This is a genomic window from Variovorax sp. PBS-H4, assembly GCF_901827205.1.
Lineage (GTDB): Bacteria > Pseudomonadota > Gammaproteobacteria > Burkholderiales > Burkholderiaceae_C > Variovorax.
On record NZ_LR594675.1, the window covers coordinates 3,271,902 to 3,297,449 of the forward strand.

23 protein-coding genes and 1 pseudogene are annotated in these 25,548 nt (G+C 66.8%); 5 read left to right on the forward strand and 19 right to left on the reverse strand.

Annotated elements, in window-relative coordinates; genetic code table 11:
* The first annotated feature begins 28 nt into the window (after positions 1 to 28).
* The 4 genes from E5CHR_RS15525 (at position 29) to E5CHR_RS15540 (ending at position 4,124) form a co-directional block, all read left to right on the forward strand.
* Positions 29 to 1,060, forward strand: a complete 1,032-nt coding sequence (locus tag E5CHR_RS15525; protein WP_162580678.1) for an aldo/keto reductase — start codon at positions 29 to 31, stop codon at positions 1,058 to 1,060.
* Between the two features lie 258 nt (positions 1,061 to 1,318).
* The gene (locus tag E5CHR_RS15530; protein WP_162580679.1) at positions 1,319 to 1,990 is read left to right on the forward strand and encodes a winged helix-turn-helix domain-containing protein; all 672 of its coding nucleotides are present in this window, start codon (positions 1,319 to 1,321) and stop codon (positions 1,988 to 1,990) included.
* A complete protein-coding gene (locus tag E5CHR_RS15535) occupies positions 1,987 to 3,345 on the forward strand; it encodes an ATP-binding protein (protein ID WP_162580680.1) in 1,359 nt (452 codons plus the stop codon). The genes E5CHR_RS15530 and E5CHR_RS15535 overlap by 4 nt, the downstream gene beginning before the upstream one ends.
* Positions 3,342 to 4,124, forward strand: coding sequence for a glycosyltransferase (locus E5CHR_RS15540; RefSeq protein WP_162580681.1), 783 nt, complete (start codon positions 3,342 to 3,344; stop codon positions 4,122 to 4,124). Before E5CHR_RS15535 ends, E5CHR_RS15540 begins: the two co-directional genes overlap by 4 nt.
* Here the strand turns inward: E5CHR_RS15540 and E5CHR_RS15545 are convergent.
* Positions 4,081 to 4,809 (reverse strand): FMN-dependent NADH-azoreductase, encoded by a 729-nt coding sequence (locus E5CHR_RS15545; RefSeq protein WP_162580682.1) that lies wholly within the window; start codon positions 4,807 to 4,809, stop codon positions 4,081 to 4,083. The genes E5CHR_RS15540 and E5CHR_RS15545 overlap by 44 nt on opposite strands.
* 123 nt (positions 4,810 to 4,932) lie before the next feature.
* Between E5CHR_RS15545 and E5CHR_RS15550 the strand changes: the two genes are divergently transcribed.
* Positions 4,933 to 5,862, forward strand: a complete 930-nt coding sequence (locus E5CHR_RS15550) for a LysR substrate-binding domain-containing protein (protein WP_162580683.1) — start codon at positions 4,933 to 4,935, stop codon at positions 5,860 to 5,862.
* 15 nt (positions 5,863 to 5,877) lie between these two features.
* Here the strand turns inward: E5CHR_RS15550 and E5CHR_RS15555 are convergent, their stop codons facing one another.
* The 18 genes and pseudogenes from E5CHR_RS15555 to E5CHR_RS15640 all read right to left on the reverse strand — a co-directional run bounded on the left by E5CHR_RS15555 (position 5,878) and on the right by E5CHR_RS15640 (position 25,424).
* Positions 5,878 to 6,237, reverse strand: coding sequence for a DUF1428 domain-containing protein (locus E5CHR_RS15555; protein ID WP_162580684.1), 360 nt, complete (start codon positions 6,235 to 6,237; stop codon positions 5,878 to 5,880).
* 241 nt (positions 6,238 to 6,478) lie between these two features.
* On the reverse strand, positions 6,479 to 6,949 hold the full coding sequence (locus tag E5CHR_RS15560; protein ID WP_162580685.1) for a hypothetical protein: 471 nt from the start codon (positions 6,947 to 6,949) through the stop codon (positions 6,479 to 6,481).
* Positions 6,950 to 7,052: 103 nt separating this feature from the next.
* Positions 7,053 to 7,958: an SDR family oxidoreductase gene (locus E5CHR_RS15565; protein ID WP_162580686.1), complete on the reverse strand. Its 906-nt coding sequence runs from the start codon at positions 7,956 to 7,958 to the stop codon at positions 7,053 to 7,055.
* 149 nt (positions 7,959 to 8,107) lie between these two features.
* The gene (locus tag E5CHR_RS15570; RefSeq protein WP_162580687.1) at positions 8,108 to 9,046 is read right to left on the reverse strand and encodes a glutathione S-transferase family protein; all 939 of its coding nucleotides are present in this window, start codon (positions 9,044 to 9,046) and stop codon (positions 8,108 to 8,110) included.
* Between the two features lie 22 nt (positions 9,047 to 9,068).
* Positions 9,069 to 10,724, reverse strand: coding sequence for an isovaleryl-CoA dehydrogenase (locus tag E5CHR_RS15575; RefSeq protein ID WP_162580688.1), 1,656 nt, complete (start codon positions 10,722 to 10,724; stop codon positions 9,069 to 9,071).
* A gap of 31 nt (positions 10,725 to 10,755) precedes the next feature.
* Positions 10,756 to 11,772, reverse strand: coding sequence for an NADP-dependent oxidoreductase (locus E5CHR_RS15580; RefSeq protein ID WP_162580689.1), 1,017 nt, complete (start codon positions 11,770 to 11,772; stop codon positions 10,756 to 10,758).
* Between the two features lie 11 nt (positions 11,773 to 11,783).
* Positions 11,784 to 12,245, reverse strand: coding sequence for a PaaI family thioesterase (locus tag E5CHR_RS15585; RefSeq protein ID WP_162580690.1), 462 nt, complete (start codon positions 12,243 to 12,245; stop codon positions 11,784 to 11,786).
* Positions 12,246 to 12,370: 125 nt separating this feature from the next.
* Positions 12,371 to 13,168 (reverse strand): SDR family oxidoreductase, encoded by a 798-nt coding sequence (locus E5CHR_RS15590; RefSeq protein WP_162580691.1) that lies wholly within the window; start codon positions 13,166 to 13,168, stop codon positions 12,371 to 12,373.
* Between the two features lie 50 nt (positions 13,169 to 13,218).
* The gene (locus E5CHR_RS15595; RefSeq protein ID WP_162580692.1) at positions 13,219 to 13,422 is read right to left on the reverse strand and encodes a hypothetical protein; all 204 of its coding nucleotides are present in this window, start codon (positions 13,420 to 13,422) and stop codon (positions 13,219 to 13,221) included.
* Positions 13,422 to 15,254 carry an acyl-CoA dehydrogenase gene (locus tag E5CHR_RS15600; protein WP_162580693.1) on the reverse strand — a complete coding sequence of 611 codons (1,833 nt, stop codon included), beginning with the start codon at positions 15,252 to 15,254 and terminating at the stop codon, positions 13,422 to 13,424. Before E5CHR_RS15600 ends, E5CHR_RS15595 begins: the two co-directional genes overlap by 1 nt.
* A gap of 13 nt (positions 15,255 to 15,267) precedes the next feature.
* Positions 15,268 to 16,443 carry an acetyl-CoA C-acyltransferase gene (locus E5CHR_RS15605; protein WP_162580694.1) on the reverse strand — a complete coding sequence of 392 codons (1,176 nt, stop codon included), beginning with the start codon at positions 16,441 to 16,443 and terminating at the stop codon, positions 15,268 to 15,270.
* 26 nt (positions 16,444 to 16,469) lie between these two features.
* A pseudogene (locus E5CHR_RS15610) lies at positions 16,470 to 17,951 on the reverse strand (M20 family peptidase); the annotation flags it as partial.
* Positions 17,952 to 17,960: 9 nt separating this feature from the next.
* The gene (locus E5CHR_RS15615) at positions 17,961 to 20,063 is read right to left on the reverse strand and encodes a 3-hydroxyacyl-CoA dehydrogenase NAD-binding domain-containing protein (protein ID WP_162580696.1); all 2,103 of its coding nucleotides are present in this window, start codon (positions 20,061 to 20,063) and stop codon (positions 17,961 to 17,963) included.
* Positions 20,064 to 20,240: 177 nt separating this feature from the next.
* Positions 20,241 to 20,936: an ABC transporter ATP-binding protein gene (locus E5CHR_RS15620; protein WP_162580697.1), complete on the reverse strand. Its 696-nt coding sequence runs from the start codon at positions 20,934 to 20,936 to the stop codon at positions 20,241 to 20,243.
* 1 nt (position 20,937) lies between these two features.
* A complete protein-coding gene (locus E5CHR_RS15625) occupies positions 20,938 to 21,708 on the reverse strand; it encodes an ABC transporter ATP-binding protein (protein WP_162580698.1) in 771 nt (256 codons plus the stop codon).
* Between the two features lie 46 nt (positions 21,709 to 21,754).
* A complete protein-coding gene (locus E5CHR_RS15630; RefSeq protein ID WP_443083078.1) occupies positions 21,755 to 23,143 on the reverse strand; it encodes a branched-chain amino acid ABC transporter permease in 1,389 nt (462 codons plus the stop codon).
* A complete protein-coding gene (locus E5CHR_RS15635; protein ID WP_162580700.1) occupies positions 23,140 to 24,093 on the reverse strand; it encodes a branched-chain amino acid ABC transporter permease in 954 nt (317 codons plus the stop codon). The genes E5CHR_RS15630 and E5CHR_RS15635 overlap by 4 nt, the downstream gene beginning before the upstream one ends.
* An 83-nt stretch (positions 24,094 to 24,176) precedes the next feature.
* Entirely contained in the window at positions 24,177 to 25,424 is a 1,248-nt protein-coding gene (locus E5CHR_RS15640; RefSeq protein WP_162580701.1) for a branched-chain amino acid ABC transporter substrate-binding protein, read from the reverse strand.
* Positions 25,425 to 25,548: the final 124 nt, after the last annotated feature.

Here is a 25,548-nt window from a genome sequence, read left to right on the forward strand (position 1 = left end):
CATTTCAAATCAAGACCAAGGACTCGTCATGGAACATCGCTATCTCGGCAACTCCGGCTTCAAGGTGCCCGCCCTCGGTTTCGGCGCCGGCACCTTCGGCGGCCAGGGGCCGCTCTTCAGTGCCTGGGGCAACACCGACGTGGAGGGCGCGCGCCGCCTGATCGACATCTGCCTCGACGCCGGCGTCAATCTTTTCGACAGCGCGGATGTGTATTCGAACGGTGCTTCTGAATCCATCCTCGGCGCCGCCGTCAAGGGCCGGCGCAGCAAGGTGATCCTCTCGACCAAGATGGCCTTGCGCGCAGGCGACGGCCCGAACGATGTCGGCGCCTCGCGCCACCACTTGATCGCGGCGACCGATGCCGCGCTCGCGCGCCTGGGCACCGACTACATCGACCTCCTGCAGCTGCATGCCTTCGACGCCATGACGCCGGTCGAGCAGGTGCTGCGTACGCTCGACGACCTGGTGCGCGCCGGCAAGGTCCGCTACATCGGCGTGTCGAACTTCTCGGGCTGGCAGCTGATGAAATCGCTGGCCGCTTCCGATCGGCTGGGCCTGTGGCGCTATGTCGCCAACCAGACCTACTATTCGCTGATCGGCCGCGACTACGAATGGGAGCTGATGCCGTTGGGCATTGACCAGGGCGTCGGCGCGATCGTCTGGAGCCCGCTGGGCTGGGGGCGCCTCACCGGCAGGATCCGGCGCGGGGAGCCACTGCCGCCCGGCAGCCGGCTGCACGACACCGCCGGCTTTGCACCGCCGGCCGAAGCGGAGCGGCTGTACCGCGTGGTCGATGCCATGGACCAAGTGGCCGAGGAGACCGGCAGGACGCTGCCGCAGATCGCGCTCAACTGGCTGCTGCAGCGCCCCACGGTGGCCAGTGTGCTGATCGGCGCGCGCGACGAGGAACAGCTCAAGCAGAACCTCGGCGCGCTCGGTTGGCAGCTGAGCACGGAACAGGTCGCGCGCCTCGATGCGGCAAGCGCCGTGACGCCGCCCTACCCCTACTACCCCTATTGGAACGGGCAGTTCGCCGAGCGGAGCCCGGTGGCGGTCTGAGCGCAGCGGGCACGTCCGCACGCCGGGCCTCGTTAAGGATTCGATAAGGCGGGGCACGCATCATCGCGGCCTCCCGCATGAACACGAACGTCCGAACCCTCTCCATTGCCGCCGCTGTGGGCCGGTGCCGCAATGGTGGGCGACGCCCGTGAACAGTTTCGCGAACAGACCCGCGAACTGTCCGCATCCGCGACCTCAGCCCGGCAGCCGCCAGGGACAATGACCGAGCCACCCGCCCGACCAAGCCAATCCCGACCCATGCGCATCCTTCTCGCGGAAGACGACGCCCTGCTCGGCGAGGGGCTTCGCGACGGCCTCCGACAGCTCGGCTTCCAGGTCGACTGGGTGCGTGATGGCGTGGCCGCGGAACTCGCGCTGCGGGCCAATCCCTATGCAGCCTCCGTGCTCGACCTGAGCCTGCCCGCCAAGGACGGACTCGCAGTGCTCGCCGCGGTCCGCACCGCGCAGGTCAAGCTTCCCGTGCTGGTGCTGACCGCCCGCGATGCAGTGCGCGATCGCGTGCGAGGCCTGGACGCAGGCGCCGACGACTACGTGATCAAGCCCGTGGACATGCTCGAGCTGGCGGCACGCCTGCGCGCCCTGGTGCGGCGCTCGCACGGCCAGCCGCAGGATTGCCTGTTCGCGCAGGACGTGCTGTTGGACCCCGCCGCTCGCGCGGTCCACAAGGCCGGCAAGCCGGTGCTGCTCTCCGCCCGGGAATTCGACCTGCTGCACACGCTGATGCTCCATGCCGGCCGCGTCCTGTCGCGGGAGCAACTGGAGCAGCACCTTTACAGCTGGGGCCGGGAAGTGGAGAGTAACGCCATAGAGGTCCACGTCCATCGCCTGCGCCGCAAGCTCGGCAACGCGCTGATCCAGACCGTGCGCGGCGTGGGCTACGTGCTGATGCGGGCTTCCGCTTCTCCGTGATCCGGGCCACCTACTCGCTGCAGGGCCGGCTGGCATGGCTGCTGTTGAGCCTGCTGGTCGCGGTCTGGAGCGGCACCGTCGCCATTACCTGGTTCGACGCACGCCACAAGGTGCAGGAAATTCTCGACAGCCAGCTGGTCCAGGCGGCCGCCCTCGTGATGGCGCAGCAGCGCGAGGCCGCGCACGGCCTTCCGGTCGACGCACCCGCGCTGCACCCCTCTGCCTACAAGACCGCGATCCAGGTCTTCCATGGCGAACGCCTGGTGCTGCGTTCCGCCAATGCCCCCGTCGCAGCGCTGGCGCAGGGCCGCAGCGGCGGCACGCCGGGCTTCAGCACGGTCCAACTCGAAGGCCGTGCGTGGCGCGTGTTCTCGGTCGATGACGCCAGGGCCGGGTTGCAGGTCCACGTGGGCGAAGAAGAGAAATCCCGCGACGCGATCCTGTGGGCCGTTCTGCGAAGCACCTTGTGGCTCCTGTTCGGCGCCCTGCCGCTGCTGGTGCTGGCCATGTGGTGGGCGGTGCATCGGGGACTGCGTCCGATGCGCCGGCTTGGGCGCGCGCTGCTCGAGCGCCGGCCGGACGTGCTGGACCGCGTGCGGGTCGACGACGCGCCTTCCGAGATGACACCCATGATCGAGGCGCTGAATGCGATGTTCCGGCGCATCGAGTTCCTGCTCGAATCCGAGCGGCGTTTTACGGCCGATGCCGCCCACGAGTTGCGCACGCCCATTGCAGCGATTCGCGCGCACGCACAAGTCGCGATGCACGAGGCCGACGAGGAGCGCCGCTGCCGTTCGCTGCAAGGCACCATCGACGGCTGCGACCGCGCCACCCGCCTGGTCGAGCAGTTGCTGACCCTGTCGCGTCTGGAGGCCGATGCCATGCCTGAACAAAGGGACGTGGACCTCGGCGCCCTCGCCCGCCGCGTGCTGGCCGACATCGCGCCGCGGGCCATCGCCAAGCACCAGTCCCTGGAACTGAACGGTGGCCCGGCCTGCATCGTCCGCGGCGACGAGACGCTGCTGACGGTGCTGATCCGCAACCTTGTCGACAATGCCGTGCGCTACAGTCCGCCGTCGGCCCGCATCACGGTGCGCGTCGGGTGCGGCGCCTCCGGGGTCCACCTCAGCGTGGAGGATGGCGGCCCCGGCCTGGCCGACGCCGACATGTGGCGCCTCGGGCGGCGCTTCTTCAGGGTGCTCGGCAGCTCCGAGAGCGGCAGCGGCCTGGGCCTGTCGATCGCGCGCCGCATCGCTGCAGTCCATCGAATGGCCATAGACATCGGGCGCTCCCCGCAGCTGGGGGGACTCGCGGTCCATGTCCGTTGCCTGCCTCCTTCACTCCACACCTCATGACCGACGCGCCCGACCCCCCCCGCATTCCATTCAAGCTGACCCTGCTCAATGCGCAGCGCCGCCACATCCTCTGCATGAAGTGGGGTACCCGGTACGGGCCGGAATACGTCAACCGCCTTTATGCAATGGTTCGCCGCCAGCTGCTCAGCGGCTTCCGCTTCACCTGCTTGACGGACGACCCTCACGGCATCCGGTCCGAGGTGGAGTGCCAGCCCATTCCAGCACTCGAGCTGCCCAAAGGCCTGCCCGAGTCCGGCTGGCAAAAGCTGGCCGCCTTCTCCGCAGACCTGTACGGCCTGCGCGGCACGGCACTTTTGCTCGACCTGGACGTGGTGATCGTCGGCGGACTCGACCCGTTCTTCGACCACCCGGGCAAGTTCCTCATCATCCGCGACTACAAGCGCAAGCGCAGCCTGACGGGCGATCCCTCGGTCTGCCGCTTCGACATCGGTGCCCACCCGGATGTGCTCGAGCATTTCCGCAACAACGTCGACGAGGTGTGCTCGACCTTTCCCAACGTGCAGGCCTACCTCTGCGACTTCCTGCACCGACAGGGCAAGCTCGAATACTGGCCGGCGCCTTGGTGCCCGAGCTTCAGGCACCACGGCATCCCGGCGTGGCCGAGCAACTATTGGCGCGCGCCCGCCGTGCCTCCGGAGGCGCGCATCGTGGTCTTCCATCGCGAGCGCAACCCGCAGGACGCACTCGCCGGCCAGCGCAACCGGCCCTTGCGCTTTATCCGTTCTGCGGCATGGATAGCGGAGCACTGGCGGGAGTGATCCGCGCGCTTGCGCCATCCGCGGTCGAAAGCTGGTCGACCAGGTGATCGACGGCACGCTCGGCCTGCGCAAGCGACTGCGCCAGCCGCTCCCCGCCGAATTCGTCGTACTCGACCGCAATCTCATGCACATCGTCGATGCCGATGTAGCCGAATACCGAGCGCACGCTGGCCTCCACGTGGTTGAGATGCCCGATGCGCTGGCCCCTGCCGTAGCCGAAGTCGCCGCGCGCGCTCAGCAGCACCAGGCGCTTGCCTGGGGCCAGCATCGGCCAGTACGGCACCTCCCCGCGTGCTCGGTCGAAGCCGAAGGTGCGGCCGACGCGCACGATGTTGTCGATGTAGGCCTTGAACTGCGCCGGCACGCCGAAGTTGTACATGGGCAGCCCTACAACGATCAGGTCCGCGGCAATGAGCGAGTCCAGCAGGTGATCGCTCTCGGCCAGCGCCTCCTGCATCCAGGGCTCTCGTGCGGCCGGTGGCGTGAAGGCGGCGTGCACCCACTTGCCGGTCACCGGCGAAGGCGGATGGCTGCCCACGTCGAGATAGTCGACGCGGTCTCCGGGACGTGCGCCGCGCCAGCGCTCGGCGAAGCGTGCCGACAAACGGCGCGTATGAGAACCATGTGAATCGAGGTCGGAGCGCCCCGGCCGGGCACTGGCATCGATGTGCAGAAGCGTGTTCATGAAGCAGGGTTTCCTGTAGGCGATGGATGAAAATGCCTCTTGTGTCTTGGCTTGGCCGGACACTGTGGCGTTCGTCGAATTTAGGTGGGCACTGCACGCATCACAAACGATCATTTCTTTTCGATGAGTGAGATCATTTCACCCACCCGCTCAGCTCGGCGCCTGCCGCCGTTGTCCGCACTGCGGGCTTTCGAGGCGGCTGCCGCGCATGCAAGCTTTCAGCGCGCTGCGGCCGAGCTTTCGGTCACGCCCACCGCCATCAGCCATCAGGTGCGCGGTCTGGAGAGCACGCTGGGCCAGCCGCTGTTTCGGCGCCTCACACGGCAGCTGGTGCTGACGCCTGCGGGCCTGCGCCTGTTCCACGCGTTGCGCGAAGGCTTCGACACGCTGGAGGCCGGCGTGCAGGCTGTGCGCGCGCGCATGGAAAGCGAGACCGTCACCCTGACCGCCAACACCGCGTTCGTTGCCAAGTGGGTGCTTCCGCGCATTACGGCCTTCCGCCTCGCCTGCCCCAACATCGAGCTGCGGCTGCATGCGAGCGACACCCTGGTCGACCTTGCGCGTGGTGATGCGGATCTCGCGATCCGCTCCGGCCAGGGTGATTGGCCGGGCCTCGCGACGGCCGAGCTGATGCCCGAGCGCTACGCGCCTCTATGCAGTCCGCACCTGAAGTTGAAGCGCGTGCAAGACCTCGTGCAGCACCGCCTGATCCACAGCGACTGGCAGCCCCATGCAAGCGCGCCGGCGCTCTGGCCGCGCTGGTTCGAGGAAGCCGGTGTGGCGATGCCGGCAAGGCCTCGTTCCAAGGCGTCCGCCGGCCTCTCTTTCTCCGACGAAACCCATGCAATGCTCGCCGCATTGGCCGGCCACGGCGTAGCACTGCTGAGCCTTACGCTCGCTGCGCAGGAGCTGCACAGCGGAGCGCTGGTGCAGCCCTTCGGTCCGGCCCTCGACACCGGCTGCTATTTTCTGGCGACGGCCAAGGGTCGGGAACGCGAACCCGCGATACGCGCCGTCTGGGACTGGATCGCGGGGCAGGTTGGCGAGAGCTGAGGCGGCCGAGGGCCCTCAGAGCAGGACCAGCGTTTCGAAACCGCCCCAGAACATGCGCTTGCCGTCGAAGGGCGAGGTCTTGGGGTCCATCATGTCCGCCAGGCGCGGATCGCTCATCACCTTCGCATTGACTTCGTCACGGTGCGCGCGGGACTCGAACACGATGTACGAGAAGACCACCAGTTCGTCGTCCTTCAGATTCACGCTCTGGGGAAAGGACGTGACCTCACCCGATTTCACGTCGTCGGCCACGCACTCGCGGTACTCGAGGGCGCCATGCTCGCGCCAGATCTTGCCGGCCTTGGTGGCCATTTCGCGGTACTGCTCGATATTGCGCTTGGGCAGCGGAAGAACATAACCATCGACATAAGCCATGCAGGTCTCCTTTGAAGGTTCGGGTGGTGCCTTCAAGCGTAGTGCGCCTCGCCGCGATCGCAAGCGCGGGACGCCGCCGAAAGTTGCCGGGCTGACTGCACCTGTCCCCGCTGGAGGTGGACAAGCTTGTGGAAAAGTACCGGAGCAACTCCGGGAAGCCTTGTCCCATAAGGCCTGCGGCCAGATTGCCTGAAGAAGAAGCAGTGCGTTACAACAAAATGCAGCAGATACAACGAAAGCTCTATTTTTCGCGAAGCCAGGCGTCGGCACAAGCTTCGAACAGGGGGATGTTCTGATCGATCTCATCGCGCAGGAACCGGCGTGCGCCTTCACGGACATGACCATCGAGCGCGATCCACGCCTCCCACAGGCGGCTGTCGGCCGGCGGCGGCGTTGCCTCCCACACGAGGGCGACAAGTGGCAAGGTCTCCGCGGGGGGCAGGTCCGACCAGATGATCCCGAGCTTCGACAGCAAGCCCGGCTGCTCGCTCAGCTCGACGCCGGTGCGGACCTGGCCTTCCTCTTCGACGATCACGGGGCTGAGGCCGCCGGAGAGCAAGACGCTCAGCAATTCTGCGGGGGTGGCCTGCCGCACCCATTCGTCGGCGCGCCGTGCGAGTTGGGCGCCGAGATCGGCCTTGCTGAGGTGCTGATGCGGTCGGCCGTAATCGCGCCTGGTGGCGTCGGGCATGGCATAGGCATGGTTGAACATCCCTGCCAGTGTCACCAAAGCAGAGGCACTGTCTGCCAGCGGGCGCCTACGCCTGCCCTCCTGGGTCCGACTCCGGGCCCACAGAGCCAGCGTGCCGGCGCGATCAGCCCCCGCGCAGCTGGGCGCGCAACTGCACGCCGATTTCCGGCCGCTCCAGGAAAGGATCGGCCGGATTGGCGAGGGCTACGATGTTCTCCATGCGGCTTCTCACGTTGCCCAGTGCCTTGGGATGGCTGAAGACGTAGAACTGGTTGGCGCTGATTGCCTGGAAGACCTTGTGGGCCACTTCGGCGGCGGTGATCTTGCCGCTGCTCACCGCCTTGTTGCTCATGGCCTGGCCGATCAGCTGGCTGCGCGTCGGCTTGTCCGCCGGAAGTCCGCCGGGCCGGTTGCGCTCGCTGCTGGTAATGCCGGTGGGAACGAAGTAGGGGCACAGCAGGCTTGCGCCCACCTGGTCGGTGATGAGCTTGAGATCCTGGTAGAGGGTTTCGGTGAGGCTCACCACTGCGGCCTTGGCTGTGTTGTAGATGCCCATGTTGGGCGGCGTCAGCAGGCCCGCCATGCTGGCGGTGTTGACGATATGGCCGCGCCAGGCCGGATCGGCGGCAGCCGCCTCGAGCATCATGGGCGTGAACAGGCGCACGCCATGGATCACGCCCCACAGGTCGACGCCGAGCACCCATTCCCAGTCGGCCACGGTGTTCTCCCACACCAGCCCGCCCGCCCCCACGCCGGCATTGTTGAAGACGAAATGCGGCGCGCCGAAACGCTCCTTCACATCGCGGGCGAGCTGTTCCATCTGGGCGGCATCGGCCACGTCGACCTTGCGCGCTATGACCTGGGCGCCGGCTGCTTCCATCTCGACGCGCGCCTTGTCCAGTGCATCCTGCTGCACGTCGACCAGCACCAGGTTCATGCCGCGCGCTGCGCCGATGCGCGCGCATTCGAGGCCGAAGCCGGAGCCGGCGCCGGTGAGAACGGCGGTAGTGCCTTGAAAGTCCTGAATCATTGGGGGTCCTTGTCAAACGGAAGCGCGAACCGAATGCAGAAGGCACGAAGCTTTGCAAAGGCCGCAGAAGAAAACACCGGAAAAATTCTGGCCGTTCTGCCGCGAGTTCTGCGTAACCTCCGCGACTTCCGCACTCGGCTCCGCTCGCTTCAGCCTTCGGCCTTGCGCAGCGTGTACCCGATGCGCGGAAAGTGCACATGCACCGTGCCGGCCCGCGGGTCGGTGCGGCGCAGCGTGTAGTGCGTGCGCGTGGCGGCCATCAGCTCGCCCTCGGTCGGCTCGGGCCCGAAGCTCTCGGCGGCGATGGTGACGCGCGTGCCCAGCGGGATGCCGTGCTCGTCCTGGAAGGTGCTGTCGGACAGCAGCGTGTGCGGCGTATTGGCGGCGGCGACGGCAATGGCCTGGGCAGCGTCGAAGGTCTCCATCGTGCCGTGCCCGATGGCGGCCATGCGGTCCATCCAGTCGCTCACGGCGGGCGTGATCTGGAGGATGTCGGCCATCGAGGGCGTGCGCTTGCGGGTGAACCACAGCGCGTGGTAGCAGGAGAAATCGGCGACGGTCGGATAGGCGCCCGTCAGGTAGTCGGTGTCGTCGAGCATGTCGGACATGCGGCGCAGGTACGACTTGTACGCCGCCGCCGCATCGCCCGGACGGTGCCGCACCATGTTGACGCTCATGGCCTTGCGGTCCTCGCCGAAGGCCTTGGCCGCTTCGGGCGGCGCCTTGGCGAACAGGTCGGCCGCGCCCTTGCCGCTGAAGCTGTAGGCCATCGCGGCCCAGAAAAGGAGCGTGTCGCCCCACTGGCCCACCACACGCTCCAGGCCCTTCCCCGGCTCGGGGTAGAGCGAGGGCAGCGGCGCGACGTGCTCCAGCACGTCGCAGATGAGCGCGGTGTCGCAGTAGATGTCGGCCCCGATCTGCAGCACCGGCGTACGGCGGTAGCCGCCGGTGAGCGCGACCAGGTCGGGCTTGGGCGCGATCTGCGGAATGATCACGGACTTCCAGGCCAGCTTCTTGTAGCCCAGAACGAGGCGCAGCTTCTCGGAGAACGGCGAGGTGGCGTAGTGGTGGAGGATCAGGTCTGGCATGGGGTCCTAGCTTCCTGGCGGCTCAGCGGGGCCGGGCGCGCGCGATGATGGAATCGAAATCGGTGCCCGCGCCGAGGGTGCCGAAGGCATGGCCCCAGTCGCCGGCGACGCGGGAGGCGCAGAAGGCTGCCGCGACCGCAGGCGGCGCGGTCTGCACCAGCAGCGCGGCTTGCACCGCGAGCGCCACGTCCTGTGCAAGGCGGCGGGCCTCGGCTTCGGTGGCCATGGCTTCGATGCGCGCAGGCAGCGCGTCGGCCAGCCGGTCGAGGGCCGCATCGCTGCCGCGCGCAGGCTTCAGCTCCTGCGCCAGCGCGGCGATGGCATCGCCCTTGCGCAGGCCGCGCAGCAGGTCGAGCGCCATGATGTTTCCGGCGCCTTCCCAGATGGAGTTGAGCGGCATCTCGCGATAGATGCGCGCCATCACGCCTTCGCCGCCCTCCTCCACGTAGCCGTTGCCGCCGAGGCATTCCATCGCCTCCTGCGCGAAGTGGCTCCCGCGCTTGCAGATCCAGAACTTGGCCACCGGTGTGAGCAGGCGTGCCATCAGGCGCTCGTGCGCGTCCTGCGGGCGATCGAAGGTGCGCGCCAGGCGGATCGCCAGCGCGGTGGCAGCTTCGCTTTCAAGCGCGAGGTCGGCCAGCACGTTCTTCATCAGCGGCTGCGCGAGCAGCGGCTTGCCGAAGGCCTGCCGCTGCGATGCGTGATCGAGCGCGAGGCCGAGCGCCTGGCGCATCAGCCCGCTGGTGCCGAGGGCGCAATCGAGGCGGGTCATGGTGCCCATCTCGAGGATCTGCGGAATGCCGCGGCCCTCCTCGCCCACCAGCCAGGCGCTGGCGCCGTGGAACTCGACCTCGGAGCTGGCGTTGGCCTTGTTGCCCAGCTTGTCCTTCAAGCGCTGGATGCGGATCGCGTTGCGGCTGCCGTCCTCCAGCACGCGCGGCAGGAAGAAGCAGCTGAGGCCCGCGGGCGCCTGCGCCAGCACCAGGAAGGCATCGCACATCGGCGCGGAGAAGAACCACTTGTGGCCCCAGAGCTCGTAGCGCTCGCCCCAGGCGTCGCTGCCTGCGCGCGCGGCGCGCGTGGTGTTGGCCCGCACGTCGGAGCCGCCCTGCTTCTCGGTCATGCCCATGCCCATGGTCAGGCCGGGCTTGTCGCGCCAGGGCTTGAGGGCCGGGTCGTACCAGAGGCTCGCGAGCTTGGGCCCCCAGTCCGCGCAAATGGCCGCGTTGCCGCGCAGCGCGGGCGTGACGGCGTAGCTCATCGAGATGGGGCACAGGATGGAGGGCTCGAGCTCGGTGAAGAGCATGAAGCCCGCGGCGCGCCGGACGTGGGGGCTGCCCCCGTCCCGGCCCGTTCCCTCGCTCCCCCACGGCGCCCCATGCAAGCCAGCTCCAACGGCCGTTTTCATCAGCACGTGGTAGCTCGGATGAAACTCCACCTCGTCGATGCGCCGCCCGAAGCGATCATGCGTGTGCAGCACCGGCGCATGGATGTTGGCCAGCCGCGCATGACCCTGCATCTCTGCCGACCCGAGGACGCCACCCAGATGCGCCAGGGCCGACAGTTCCAGCTGCGGTGCATTGAACTTCAGTGCATCGCGCAGGGGATGGTTGATGTCGAACAGGTTGTAGTCCACCAGCGGCGTCGGCTGGTTGAAGACCTCGTGCGTCGCGTCCATCACGGCCTCCTTGCGCGAATGAGCTGCCGCGCTAGACCAGCTTCACGAGCTGCTTGCCGAAGTTCCGGCCCTTCAGCAGGCCCAGGAAGGCCTCGGGCGCCGACTCGATGCCCTGCGCCACCGACTCGCGCGGCCTGAACCTGCCGCTGCCGACGAGCTGGCCCAGTTCGGTCAGCGCTTCGGGCCAGACCTCCATGTGCTCACTGACGATGAAGCCTTCGAGCTTCATACGGTTGATGAGAAACAGGGCCGGGTTGGCCAGCGGCACCGGTTGCCCGTCGTAGCCGGCGATCATGCCGCACAGCGCGACGCGCGCGAAGGCATTGGCGCGCAGCAGAACCGCATCGAAGATATAGCCGCCGACGTTCTCGAAATAGCCGTCGATGCCATCGGGGCAGGCTTCCTTGAGCGCAGCACTCATGCTTTTCGCATCGGGGTGCTGCTTGTAGTCGATGCAGCCATCGAAGCCCAGTTCGTCCTTCACGTAGCTGCATTTGTCCGCGCCGCCCGCGATGCCGACCACGCGGCAGCCACGTGCCTTCGCCAGCACCCCGACCGCACTGCCGACCGCGCCGCTGGCGGCCGTGACCACGACCGTCTCGCCGGCCTTCGGGTCGATGATCCTGACGAGGCCATACCAGGCCGTCACGCCCGGCATGCCGACGGCGCCGAGGTAGTGCGACAGCGGCACCTGCGTGGTGTCGACCTTCTTCAGCGCGCCAGGCTGCGAGGCATCGACCACGCTGTACTCCTGCCAGCCGCCGAAGCCGACCACCTTGTCGCCCGCGGCGAACTTGGGATGCCGGCTCTCGACCACCTCTCCGGCCGTGCCGCCCTGCATCACCTGGCCCAGCGGCTGCGGCTGGGCATAGCTCTTGGCATCGTTCATGCGGCCACGCATGTACGGGTCCAGGCTCATGTAGTGGTGGCGCACCAGGACCTGGTTCTCCTTCAGCGGCGGGGTCTCGACGCTCACCAGCTTGAAGTTGGAAGCGACGGCTTCGCCGTCGGGGCGGTTGTCGAGCAATTGCTGGCGATTGGTGGGCATGCTGAGTCCTGTCAGTCGGTGGAGGGCGGGCGCATGGCATTCGCACTGCCGGGCCCGGTGGGAAGGCGTCTCTTCACGTACTTGAAGGTGCCGGTCGCATGGGCGCAGGCGCGCTCCTGTTCATCGTAGATCGTGGCCTCGGCAAAGGCCAGCGTCGCGGTACGGTGCATCAAGCGGCCACGCGCGTGCAGCGGGCCGATGGACGGCTGCATGAAGCTGGTCTTCATCTCGATGGTGACAACGCCGATCTCGGGCGTCTGGCTGCGCGCGGCCGCGGCCATGGCAATGTCCAGCAAGGTCATGCACGCGCCGCCATGGGTCACGTCGAAGGTGTTGAGGTGCTCGGGCTTCGCCGTATAGCGGATCTCGGATTCGCCAGCCTCGAACTTCGTGAGCTCGAAGCCCAGGTGCCGCGCAAAGGGAATCTGGCTCGTGTACGAGCGGGCATTGATGTCGTCGCGTTCAGTCGGCATGGCAGATCATCGGCAGGATATTTTTTCAGGAACACCGCGGAACCGGCTTTGCCGGGTCGCTGGTGTTGCCCCCGGTAGGGGGTGGGCGGCCACACGAAGTGGGCCAACCTGGGGGGGAGCTTGATTCAAGCGGCGCCCAGCACGACACTGACGCCGCCGTCTACCGCCAACCACTGGCCGGTGATGTGCTTGCCGGCGTCGCTGGCGTAAAGCAGCGTGATGCCCTTGAGGTCTTCGTCGTCGCCCAGCCGACCCAGCGGCGCGCTTGCGGTCATCTTCTCCTCGCCGAGCGACTTGATCAGGCCGGCCGCCATCTTGGTCATGAAGAAGCCGGGGCAGATCGCGTTGACGTTGATGCCATAACGGCCCCATTCGGCGGCCAGCGTCCGGGTGAAGCCGATCACCGCCGTCTTGGAGGTGTTGTAGGCCAGGGTCCGCATCTCGGGCGGATTGCCGTTCAGCCCGGCGATGGAGGCGATGTTGATGATGCGCCCGCTCTTCTTCGGGATCATGTAGCCGCGCGCGACCTGCTGCGCCAGGATGAAGTAGCCGCGGACGTTGAGGTTCATCACCTTGTCCCAGGCCTCCACCGGATGGTCTTCGGCCGGCGCACCCCAGCTGGCGCCGGCGTTGTTGACCAGAATGTCGACCGCGCCCAGGCGCTCCAGGGTCTCGTCGGCCAGGCGGCGCGTGTCTTCCTCCTTGGAGCAATCGGCCGCAATCCAGCGGGCGTCGATGCCCGCCGCCTGCAGCTCGGCCGCGGCCTGCTCCAGGTCGTCGGCCTTGCGCGAGCTCAGCATGACCTTGGCGCCGGCCTCGCCCAATGCGTGGGCCATCTGCAAGCCCAGGCCGCGGGAGCCGCCGGTGACCAGGGCCACCTTGCCGCTCAGGTCGAACAGTTTCTGGATGCTTCGTGCGCTCATGGTCTCTTCTCCGGGTTCAGGGTTTCAAAGTGGGGCAACGCCACGTGCGGTCACGGCTCGAGCCTCGAGCGGACGTAGATCAGGACCACGCCGGCCGCGGCCAGTGCTGCGCCGGGCAGCGCCACGGACCAGCCCAGCACTGCGTCGGAGCGCCCCGCCGCAATGCCGAGGATGAGCAGGAACAGCCCGCCGTAGATCAGGATCCAGATCCACTTCTCGAGCTTGGCATGGGGCTTGGGGCCGGTGGCGGTCATCAGAAGGCTTCCTCGGGCAGGGCTGCGCAGGTCGTGTCGCGGCGCTCCACCACCTGGAGCCAGGCGCCGATCTTGGGCAACTCGTAGTGAAAGAAATAGTCGGTGGCGCCGACGCGGCCCGCCGTGGCCGGCAGCGCCCTCGAGGCGTCGCGGCGCAAGGCATGCTCCGCCACGTCGAGCCAGATCCAGGCCAGCACCGTGTGGCCGAAAGCCTGCATGTAAGGCACCGCGTTGGCCAGCGCTTCCTGCGGGTTGCCCGTGGACCAGGCGGCACGAGTGGCATTGCCAACGTCCTGCAGGGCCTGGGCCAAGGCCTTCGCGTGCGCGGCGAACGCCGGTACGGGTGCGGCACGCCCGATGGTGCCGGTAATGCGCGCCGCCAGCAGCTGCAGGCCGCGGCCATCTTCCATCAGGACCTTGCGGCCCAGCAGGTCGGCGGCCTGGATGCCGTGGGTGCCTTCGTGGATCATGTTGAGGCGGTTGTCGCGCCAATACTGCTCCACCGGGAAATCGCGCGTGTAGCCATAGCCGCCATGCACCTGAATCGCGAGCGAATTGGCTTCGAGGCACCATTCGCTGGGCCAGCTCTTGGCGATGGGCGTCAGCACTTCGAGGAGCAGGCGCGCATCGTCGGCGGCCTGTGCATCGCCGGTCTTCTGCTCGTCGACCAGGCGCGCGCAGTAGAGCTCGAGCGCCAGAGCGCCTTCGCAGTAGGCCTTCTGCGCCAGCAGCATGCGGCGCACATCGGCGTGCTCGATGATGCGGACCTGCGGCTTGGCCGCATCCTTGCCGGCAGGGCCTGCGGGTCGGCCTTGCGGCCGGTTCCTCGCATAGTCGAGCGACGCGTGGTAGCCGGCCATGCCGAGCATGGTGGCCGCGGTGCCGACGCCGATGCGGGCCTCGTTCATCATGTGGAACATGCAGTGCAGGCCCTTGCCCGGCTGGCCCACCAGGTAGCCGATCGCACCGGGCTTGCCGTCGACCGGGAACTTGCCTTCGCCGAAGTTCAGCAACGTGTTGGTGGTGCCGCGCCAGCCGAGCTTGTGGTTGAGGCCGGCGAGCGCGACATCATTGCGCTCGCCGGTGAGTCGCCCTTGCGTGTCGACCATCCGCTTCGGCACGATGAACAGCGAGATCCCCCGCGTGCCGGGGACCAGCTTGCCGTTCTCGTCCGGGATCTTGGCCAGCACGATGTGAACGATGTTCTCGGTCAGCTCATGGTCGCCGGCCGAGATCCACATCTTGTTGCCGGTGAGCCGGTAGCGGGGGCCCAGCGGATCGTCCTGGAAGTCCGGCCCGTCGGGCACGGCGCGCGTGGCCACATCGCTGAGGCTCGAGCCCGCCTGCGGTTCCGACAGGCACATCGTGCCCGACCAGCGCCCGGCAAACTCGTTCTTCGCGAACACGGCCTGCTGCATCGGCGTGCCGTGCACCATCAGCAGGTTGGCGTTGCCGCTGGTCAGCATGTTCGAGCCGATGCTCACCGAGGCCATGGCGAAGAAGCTGTTGGCCGCTGCCTGCAGCGTGTAGGGCAGCTGCATGCCGCCGATGTCGTAGTCCTGCGCCGCGCTGAGCATGCCCGACTCGACGAAGGCCTTGTGGGCGTCGTGCGTGGCCTGCGGCAGGATCACCTTCTCGCCGTCGAAGTGCGGCTCCTGCGTGTCGACGACGCGGTTGTAAGGCGCGTACTTCTCGCGCGCAATGCGCTCGCAGGTGTCGAGCACGGCGTCGAAGGTTTCGCGCGAGTGGTCGGCGAAGCGCTCGCGCTGGTTGAGCGACTCGGCGCCGAGCCAGTCGTAGAGGAGGAAGTCGAGGGTGGGACGAAGGCTCATGGGACAGCTCGCCTCAAAGCACCTCGAACACCCCCGCCGCGCCCATGCCGCCGCCAATGCACATCGTCACCACCACCTTCTTCGCGCCGCGGCGCTTGCCTTCGATCAGCGCGTGCCCCGTGAGGCGCTGGCCGCTCACGCCGTAGGGGTGGCCCACCGCGATGGCGCCGCCGTTCACGTTCAGCCGGTCGCCCGGGATGCCCAGCTTGTCGCGGCAGTAGATCACCTGCACTGCGAAAGCCTCGTTGAGCTCCCACAGGTCGATGTCGTCGATCTTCAGGCCCAGGCGCTTGAGCACCTTGGGAATGGCGAACACCGGCCCGATGCCCATCTCGTCGGGCTCGCAGCCCGCAACCGCGAAGCCGAGGAAGCGTCCCAGGGGCTTCAGGCCCTTCTTCTCGGCGTAGCCCTCCTCCACCACGACGCAGGCGCCGCCGCCGTCGGAGAACTGGCTGGCGTTGCCGGCCGAGATCACGCCGCCGGGAATGGCCGGGCGGATGCCGCTGATGCCTTCCTTGGTGGTGCCGGGCCGAATGCCCTCGTCGTTCTCGATGGTCACTTCCTTGGTGCGCAGGCCGAGCACCGGGTCGGCCACGCCGGCGAGCACGGCGATCGGGGCGATCTCGTCCTTGAAGAGGCCCTTCTCCAGGGCGGCAGCCGCCTTCTGCTGGCTCGCCGCGCCGTACTCGTCCATGGCGTCGCGGCCGATGTCGTAGCGCTTGGCGACCTGCTCGGCGGTCTGCAGCATGTTCCAGTAGATCTCGGGCTTGTGCTTGACCAGCCACGGGTCGGCCAGCATGTGCTTGTTCATCTCGTTCTGCACGCACGAGATGCTCTCCACGCCGCCGGCCACGTAGACCTCGCCCTCGCCCGCGATGATGCGCTGCGCGGCGGTGGCGATGGTCTGCAGGCCCGAGGAGCAGAAGCGGTTGATGGTCATGCCGGCGGTGGTGATGGGCAGGCCGGCGCGCAGGGCGATCTGGCGTGCGATGTTGGCACCGGTTGCGCCTTCGGGGTTGGCGCAGCCCATGATGACGTCGTCGACTTCGGCGGCCTCGATGCCGGCGCGCGCAACGGCGTGCTGCACGGCATGGCCGCCGAGGGTGGCGCCGTGTGTCATGTTGAAGGCGCCCTTCCAGCTCTTGGCGAGCGGGGTGCGGGCGGTGGAAACGATGACGGCGCGGGTCATGGTGGAGTCCTTTTGAAAATGGAAAACTACTGGGGCTGCGCGGTGTTGCGCAGCAGCTGGTGATAGAACCGGATCATCTCGGCATAGTTGGCGATCGAGATGCGCTCGTTGGTGCCGTGGAAGCGCGACAGGTCCTCAGGCCGCGCGCGCACCGGAGAGAAGCGGTAGACCGCATCGCTCAGGATCGAGAAGTGGCGCGAGTCGGTGGCCGCGATCATCAGGCCCGGCGCCACGATCGCATCCGGGAACACCTGGCGCACCGACTGGGCGATCGTGCGGTAGCCCAGGCTGTCGGCCGGCGAGACCGGCGAGGGCTCGGAGTTGCCGGCATAGGGCTTGATGGCGATCGCGTCGTCGCCCATGGTCTTGCGGATGTGCGCCTCGACGGAAGCCAGGCTGTCCCCGGGCAGCACGCGGAAATTGACGGCGGCCTCGGCGCGGCCGGGCAGCACGTTGTCCTTGTTGCCGGCGCGCACGATGGTCAGCGCGGTCGTGGTGCGCAGCATCGCGTTGCTGCTGGCGCCCTTCTCGAGCTGAGCCTGCACCAGCGGGCCGAACAGCCACAGGTTGGACAGCGCGACCCGGTTGAAGCCGCGCATCTCGGGCGCGAGCGTGGCGAACATCTCGCCCGCCACGCCGTCGATCGCGGCCGGCATCGGGTTGGCCTCGAGCTTTGCGAGCGCCGTGCTCATGCGGCCGATCGCACTGTGCGAGGGCGGCATCGACGAATGGCCGGGCGGCTGGTCCAGCGAGAGGAAGAAGGTGCCATAGCCCTTCTCGGCCAGGCCGATCAGCGCGGCCGGCTTGTCGAGCCCGGCGAGCACGCCTTCGGTGACCAGCAGGCCTTCGTCGAGCACCCATTCGAGCCGCACGCCGCGCGACTTCAGCAGCTCCGCGATGGGCTTGGCGCCACGCAGGCCGCTGACCTCCTCGTCGTCGCCGGCCACGAGGTACACCGTCTGGCGCGGCTGGAAGCCCTGCGCCAGCAGCATCTCGACCGCCTCCATCTGCGCCAGCAGGTTGCCCTTGTCGTCCCAGGTGCCGCGCCCCCAGACGAAACCGTCCTTGATCTGGCCGCTGAAGGGATCGGCCGACCAGGCCTTCTCGGTGCCGGGCGCGATGGGTACGACGTCCTGGTGCGCCATCAGTGCGATCGGCTTGGTCGTCGGATCGCTGCCGGTCCAGGTGTAGAGCAGCGCGTTGTCGCCGACGACTTCTTTCTTCAACGTGGCGTGCAGCTTCGGGAAGCGCTGCTCGAGGTAGGCATGCAGCTTCCTGAACTCCTCTCCACCAGCCTGGAGGCCCTCCATGCCGGAGATGGTGCGGATCGGGATGGCACCCGCCAGCCGCTCGGCCGCGGCTTTCTCGTCGACCTCGACCCGCTGGGCCGGAGGCACCTGCAGCTGCAGCGAAGGGCGGCGCCAGGTGTTGCCTGCGATGACCACTGCCAGCACGAGGACGGCCAGCAGCAGCGTCACCAACACCCGTTTCACCATGGCGTGCCTTTGCGCTCGTCTTCAGCCGAACTGCTTGCCTTCGGCGACCAGCTTCTGGATCAGCGGGGCCGGCTGCCAGAACGCGGCATCGTCGCGCGGGTTCTTCGCAAAGCGCTTCATCGCTTCGGCCACGTTGAAGAGGCCGACCTGGTTGGCGTAGTGCATCGGGCCGCCCCGCCATACCGGGAATCCGTAGCCGGTGAGATAAACCATGTCGATGTCGCCGGACTTGGAGGCGATGCCGTCCTCCAGGATGTGCGCGCCCTCGTTGACCAGCGCGTAGACCAGGCGCTGGACGATTTCGTCGTCGGAGATCTTGCGCGGCGTGATGCCGAGCTCCTTGCGGTGGTCCTCGATCATCTTGTTGACCAGCTGCGACGGAATGGCGTCGCGCTTGCCGGCCTGATAGTCGTACCAGCCTGCGCCGGTCTTCTGGCCGAAGCGGCCGAGTTCGCACAGCTTGTCGGCGGTGCGGCTGTATTTCATGTCGGGATGCTCGACGGCGCGGCGCTTGCGGATCGCCCAGCCGATGTCGTTGCCGGCCAGGTCGCCCATGCGGAACGGACCCATGGCAAAGCCGAATTTCTCGATGGCGCGGTCCACCTGCTGCGGGGTGGCGCCTTCGTCGAGCAGGAAGCCGGCCTGGCGCGAGTACTGCTCGATCATGCGGTTGCCGATGAAGCCGTCGCACACGCCGGAGACCACGGCCGTCTTCTTGATCTTCTTGGCGATAGCCATGACGGTGGCCAGCACGTCCTTACCGGTCTCCCTGCCGCGAACGACCTCGAGCAGCTTCATGACGTTGGCAGGGCTGAAGAAGTGCATGCCGACGACGTCCTGGGGCCGCTTCGTGAAGGCGGCGATCTTGTCGACATCCAGCGTGGACGTGTTGGAGGCCAGGATGGCGCCGGGCTTGGCGACGCGGTCGAGTTCCTTGAAGACCTTCTCCTTGACACCGAGCTCCTCGAAGACGGCCTCGATGATGAGGTCGGCGTCCTTGAGATCGCCGTAGTCCAGGGTGGTCGACAGCAGCGCCATGCGCTGCTCGTACTTGTCGGCCTTGAGCTTGCCCTTCTTGACCTGGGCCTCGTAGTTCTTGCGGATGGTGGCGATGCCGCGGTCCAGCGCCTCCTGCTTCATCTCGAGGATCTTGACGGGGATCCCGGCGTTCAGGAAGTTCATGGTGATGCCGCCGCCCATGGTGCCGGCGCCGATCACGCCGACCGACTGGACGGAACGCTGGGGCGTGTCTTCGGCAACATCGGGGATGCGCGAGGCGGCGCGCTCGGCCATGAACACGTGGCGCAGCGCAGCGGACTCGGGCGTGAACATGAGCGCGATGAAAGAGCGGCGCTCCTGCGCCATGCCCTCGTCGAACTTCAGCTTGGTAGCGGCCTCGACCGCGTCCACGCACTTGAGCGGCGCCGGATAGTTCTTCGACATCGCCCCGACGGTGTTGCGCGCGAACTGGAAGTAGGCGTCGCCCTGCGGATGCTTGCACGGCAGGTTGCGCACCAGCGGTAGATCGCCGCCCTTGGCGGCCGCCGACCTGGCGAGCTCGACCGCCTCGTCGAACAGCGACTCGGGCGAGGCGGCCAGCTTGTCGAACAGCTTCTGCCCCGGCATCGAAGCGAGCATCTCGCTCTTGACGGCCTCGCCGCTCACGATCATGTTGAGCGCGGTCTCCACGCCCAGCACGCGCGGCAGGCGCTGCGTGCCGCCGGCGCCCGGCAGGAGGCCCAGCTTGACCTCGGGCAGCGCGACGCTGGTGCCTGGCGCGGCAACGCGGAAGTGGCAGCCCAGGGCCAGTTCCAGGCCGCCGCCCATGCACACCGAATGAATGGCCGCGACGACGGGCTTGGTCGATGCCTCGAGCGCGAGGATCACGCTCAGCAGGTTGGGCTCCTGCAGCGCCTTGGGCGTGCCGAATTCCTTGATGTCGGCGCCGCCCGAGAAGGCCTTCCCGGCGCCGGTGATCACGATGGCCTTGACGGCCGCATCGTCCAGGGCTTTCGAGAGGCCCTCGGTGATGCCGATGCGTGTCGAGAAGCCGAGCCCGTTGACCGGGGGGTTGGACAGGGTGATCACGGCGACATCGCCGAGCACTTTGTATTCAGCCGTCATGCTGCGTTCCTTAGGGGATGGAGAGGATCGGAAAAAACGGGGTCGGGATGCAGCATGCACCTTGCTTCGCTGCACCGCATCTAAAAAGCACGGACGTTCTTTTTTTCGGGAAATTCTAGGCGTTTCACGGGCGCCGGCAAACGGCCCCAGTCGCTGGCGAGACAAAGGCTTCAGCCCTCAGACCTCCAGCCACTCCTTGCGCGTCGATGCATCGGCTCGCAGGCTGTCCGGGGTACCGTCGAACACGATGCTGCCATGGCCCATGACGAGCGCGCGATCGGAGATCGCCATGGCGATGGTCAGCTTCTGCTCGATCAGCAGCACCGAGATGCCCTTGTCCTTGAGTGTGCGCAGGTACTGCCCCACCAGCTCCACGATCTTGGGGGCGAGGCCCTCGGTGGGTTCGTCGATGATGATCAGGTCCGGGTCGCCCATCAGGGTGCGGCACAGCGTCAGCATCTGCTGCTCGCCCCCCGAGAGGACGCCGGCTTCGGTGTGCTGGCGTTCCTTGAGGCGCGGGAACATGCCGTACATGTCGTCGAAGGACCAGCGGCTGCCTTTGCCGCTGCCCTTCTGCCCGAGCAGCAGGTTCTGGTGCACCGTGAGCTTGGGGAAGATGTCGCGGTTCTCGGGGACGTAGCCGATGCCCATGTGCGCGATCTCGTAGGCCTTGCGGCGCAGGATGTCCTGGCCCTTCCAGTGCAGGCCGCCCTCGGCGTGCACCAGGCCCATGATGGCCTTGGCGGTGGTCGAGCGGCCCGAGCCGTTGCGCCCCAGGAGCGCCACGATCTCGCCCGGGTTCACGCCGAACGAAACGCCATGCAGCACATGGCTCTTGCCGTAGTAGGCGTGGATGTCTTCGAGTTTCAGCATGTCAGTGCCCCCCGCCCTGCGCATCGGCCACGGCGGACCCGAGGTAGGCCTCCTGCACACGCGCGTTGGCACGCACGGCAGCGGGGGTGTCGAAGGCGATCACCTCCCCGTAGACGACCACTGCAATCTTGTCGGCCAGGCCGAAGACCACGCCCATGTCGTGCTCCACGGTCAGCAGGGTCTTGCCAACCGTGACCTGCTTGATCAAGGCGATGAAATGCGCGGTCTCGGTCTTGCTCATGCCGGCGGTGGGCTCGTCCAGCAGGATCACGCCGGCGCCGCCGGCGATGGTGACGCCGATTTCCAGCGCGCGCTGCTCGGCGTAGGTGAGGTTGACCGCGAGCACGTCGCGCTTCTTCTCGAGGTGGACCTGGTGCAGCAGCTCTTCGGCGCGTTCGTTGGCGTCGTCCAGGTTCGAGAGGAAGCGCAGGAAGGTGTAGCGGTAGCCGAGGCTCCACAACACGCCGCAGCGCAGGTTCTCGAACACGCTGAGCTTCGGGAAGATGTTGGTGATCTGGAAGCTGCGCGAGAGGCCGAGGCGGTTGATCTCGAAGGGCTTCTTGCCGTCGATGCGCTCGCCGTTGAGCAGCACCTCGCCGCTGGTGGGTGCCAGCCGGCCGCTGATCAGGTTGAACAGCGTGGACTTGCCGGCGCCATTGGGGCCGATGATGGCGATGCGGTCGCCAGCCTTCACCGAGAGATCGACGCCGCGGATGATCTCCGTCTTGCCGAAATTCTTGCGCAGGGCCTTGAGTTCGAGTGCAGCTGTCATGGCATCCCCGCGCTCCGCGCTGCCGCGAGGCGGTTGTGCACTGCGTTCATGCTGTTTCTCCCCGCTTGATCTCTGCCTCGATTTCTTCCTGGGCCTTGCCCCAGACCCGCACGAAGCGGCGCCGCACCGCCTCGATCAGCGCAACGCCTATCACCAGCAGCGCCACCGAAACGGCCCAGCTCGCGAAGCCGGAGGTGTCGAGCGTCACACCGAAGAAGTTGAGCGTCGGCCCAAGGGCCGAGTTGAGCTGGATGTGATAGATCATCTCGATCACCGCGGCGGCGCCCGCCACCAGCGGAATGGCCGCGAGCAGGAACGCGCCGTACAGGCCCCAGAGACGGTTGAACTTGCCGAACTTCGCCACCCGCAGGTTCATCATGATGAGGCTCGCGATGCCGCCCGGCGCGAACATCACCATGAAGACGAACACCAGGCCGAAGTAGAGCTGCCAGGCCTTGGAAAGCTCCGACAGCAGCACCGACGCGAACACCAGCAGCACTGCGCCGATGATCGGCCCGAAGAAGAAGGTCGCGCCGCCGAGGAAGGTGAACAGCAGGTAGCCGCCCGAGCGGATCGCGTTCAGGCTGTCGGCCGCGTTGACGATCTCGAAGTTGATCGCCGCCAGCCCGCCGCCGACGCCCGCGAAGAAGCCGGCGATGATGAAGGCGAAGTAGCGCACCCGCTGCGTGTTGTAGCCGATGAACTCGACCCGCTCCGGGTTGTCGCGCACCGCATTCAGGATGCGGCCCAGCGGCGTGCCGGTGAAGGCGTACATCAGCGCCGTGCAGACGAAGCAATACACCGCGATCAGGTAGTAGACCTGGATCTGCGGGCCGAAGTTGATGCCCAGGAAGGGCGTGCCGTAGACCCGGTCGGTGGTGACGCCGCCCTCCCCGCCGAAGAAGCTCGGGAACATCAGCGACATGGCGGCCACCAGCTCGCCGATGCCCAGGGTGATCATGGCAAAGGTGGTGCCCGACTTCTTGGTCGTGACGAATCCGAAAAGGATCGCGAAGAACATGCCTGCCAGCCCGCCGACCAGCGGGATCAGCATCAACGGAATGGGCCAGCCGCCTTTGCTTGCGAGGTTCATCGCGTGAATGGCGATGAAGGAGCCGAGCCCGGTGTACACCGCGTGGCCGAAGCTCAGCATGCCCCCTTGGCCGAGCAAGATGTTGTAGCTCAGGCAGATGATGATGAGATAGCCCATCTGCGAGAGCATGGTGAGCGCCAGGCTGCTGCGGAACACGTGCGGCGCGGCGATGAGGGCCAGCGCGAACAGAGTCCAGATCAGGTAGCGGCCAATGTTCCAGGGCTTGAAACGATAGTACGGCCTGGTCTTTGTCGAAGCGCCGGATACGAGGACCGGGCCGATTGGCGCGACCGGAGCCGGCTGCGGCTGGTCGAGGCTGTCGTGTGTTGTGCTCATCGTCAATCTTCCCGCGTTCCGAGCAGGCCCTTGGGCCTGAAGATCAGGATCAGGACCAGGAACAGATAGGGCAGGATCGGCGCCACCTGCGAAATCGTGAGCCTGAGCAGTTCGTAGCCGAAGGTCTGCTCGCTGACTGCCACGCCGATCGCCTTCAGGCCGGTGGCCAGCGACTGGTCCATGGCCACCGCGAAGGTCTGGATGATCCCGATCAGAAGCGAGGCCAGGAACGCGCCTGCCAACGAGCCCATGCCGCCGACCACCACCACCACGAAGATGATCGAGCCGACCGAGGCTGCCATTGCCGGCTCGGTGACGTAGGTGTTGCCGCCCACCACCCCGGCCAGGCCCGCCAGCGCCGCGCCGCCGCCGAACACCAGCATGAACACGCGCGGCACGTTGTGGCCCAGGGCCTCGACCATTTCAGGGTGCTTGAGCGCGGCCTGGATGACGAGACCGATGCGGGTGCGCGTGAGCAGCAGCCACACGGACAGCAGCATCAGGAGCGCCACCAGCATGATGAAGGAGCGCGACTTGGGAAACTGGGTGCCGTACAGCGTGAAGAGCGGTCCCTGCAGTTGCGCAGGCAGGCCGTAGGGCACGGTCGAGCGGCCCCAGACCAGTTGCACCAGTTCGAGGATCAGGTAGGACAGGCCGAAGGTCACGAGCAGCTCGGGCACATGGCCGTACTTGTGCACGCGCCGCAGGCTGTAGCGCTCGAAGCCGGCGCCGAGCGCGCCGATCAGCAGCGGCGCGATGAACAGGGCCGGCCAGAAGCCGATGATCCCGGACAGCGTGTAGGCCACGTAGGCCCCGAGCATGTAGAAGCTGGTGTGCGCAAAGTTGAGCACGCCCATCATGCTGAAGATCAGCGTCAGGCCGGAGCTCAGCATGAACAGCAGCAGCCCATAGCTCACGCCGTTGAGCAGCGAGATGACGAAGAATTCGAGGTTCATCGTTCCTCAGACGGAAGGAGAAATGAAAAAGGCCCGAGTGTTGAAGTCGGGCCTCGACCGCACTGCTGGGGCCTGTCAAGCCATCAGGGGCTCGGTCGCTTCATCTGGCACGAGGTGGGCGTGCTGGCCACGTACGGCTCGTAGTACTTGACGGGGACGAAGGTGTAGCCGGTCTTCTCGGCATCGACCTTGTACTTGCCTTCCGCCTTTTCCCACTTGGCGATGTACAGCCCCTGCTGGAGCTGGTGGTCGGCCTTGCGCATCTCGACCTCGCCGTTGAAGCTCTTGAACTTCATGCCTTCCAGCGCCGCAGCGACCTTCACCGGATCGGTGGACTTGGCCTTGACGAAGGCTTCGCTCAGCATCACGAAGGCCGTGTAGGCCGACGAGGTATAGAGGTCCTCGTTGAACTTCTTGTTGAACTCCTCGGACAGGCGCTGGATCTCGCCGCCCATGTTGTAGTGGCCGTATCCGACCTGGTACACCTTGCCGGCCGATGCCGAGCCCATGGCGGTCGGCGTGCCGCTCACGGTGCCGTAATAGGTGTAGAACTTGACGTTGCTCAGGCCCGAGTCGTTGGCCGCCTTGATGAGCAAGGCCAGGTCCGAGCCCCAGTTGCCGGTGATGACGGTGTCGGCGCCCGAAGCCTTGATCTTGGCGACGTAGGGCGCGAAGTCGCGCACCTGTGCAAGCGGGTGCAGGTCCTCGCCGACGATCTGTACGTCGGGCCGCTTGACCTTCAGGTCCTCCTTGGCGAACTTGGCGACCTGCTGGCCGTGCGAGTAGTTCTGGTTGAGCAGGTAGACCTTCTTGACGTCGGGCTGATCCTTCATGAAGGTGGTCAGCGCCTCCATCTTCATGGAGGTGTCGGCGTCGAGGCGGAAATGCCAGTAGCTGCACTTGCTGTTGGTGAGGTCCGGGTCGACGGCGGCATAGTTGATGTACAGCACCTCCTTGCCGGGGTTGCGTGCATTGTTCTTCTCGAGCGCGTCGATGATGGCCAGCGCCGCGCCGGAGCCGTTGCCCTGCAGCACGTAGCGCGCGCCCTGGTCCTGGGCCGAGCGCAGCGCGTTGGTGGTCTCCTGCGGGCTGAGCTTGTTGTCGATGCCGATGATCTCGAACTTGACGCCGGCGACGTTCTTCTTGTTGAACTCCTCCGCCAGGAACTGGTACGTCTTGAGCTGGTTCGTGCCCACCGCGGCCATCAGCCCGGACAGCGGGTCGAGCCAGGCGATCTTCACGGTCTCGCCCTTCTGCGCCAGGGCGCCGGTGGCGGTGACGGCCAGGACGGCCGCGGTTGCGAGTTTGAGTGTGCTCAGAGCGAACTTCATTTGTGTCTCCTGGTCATGCTGCAATGCGAGATGAGGTTACTGTTCTTTGTACCCCCGCCCGTCAGGGAATGCCCGTAAGAGCCCCGCTGCGGAGGCGCTTTCTATCACCCAGGCGACAGGCCGC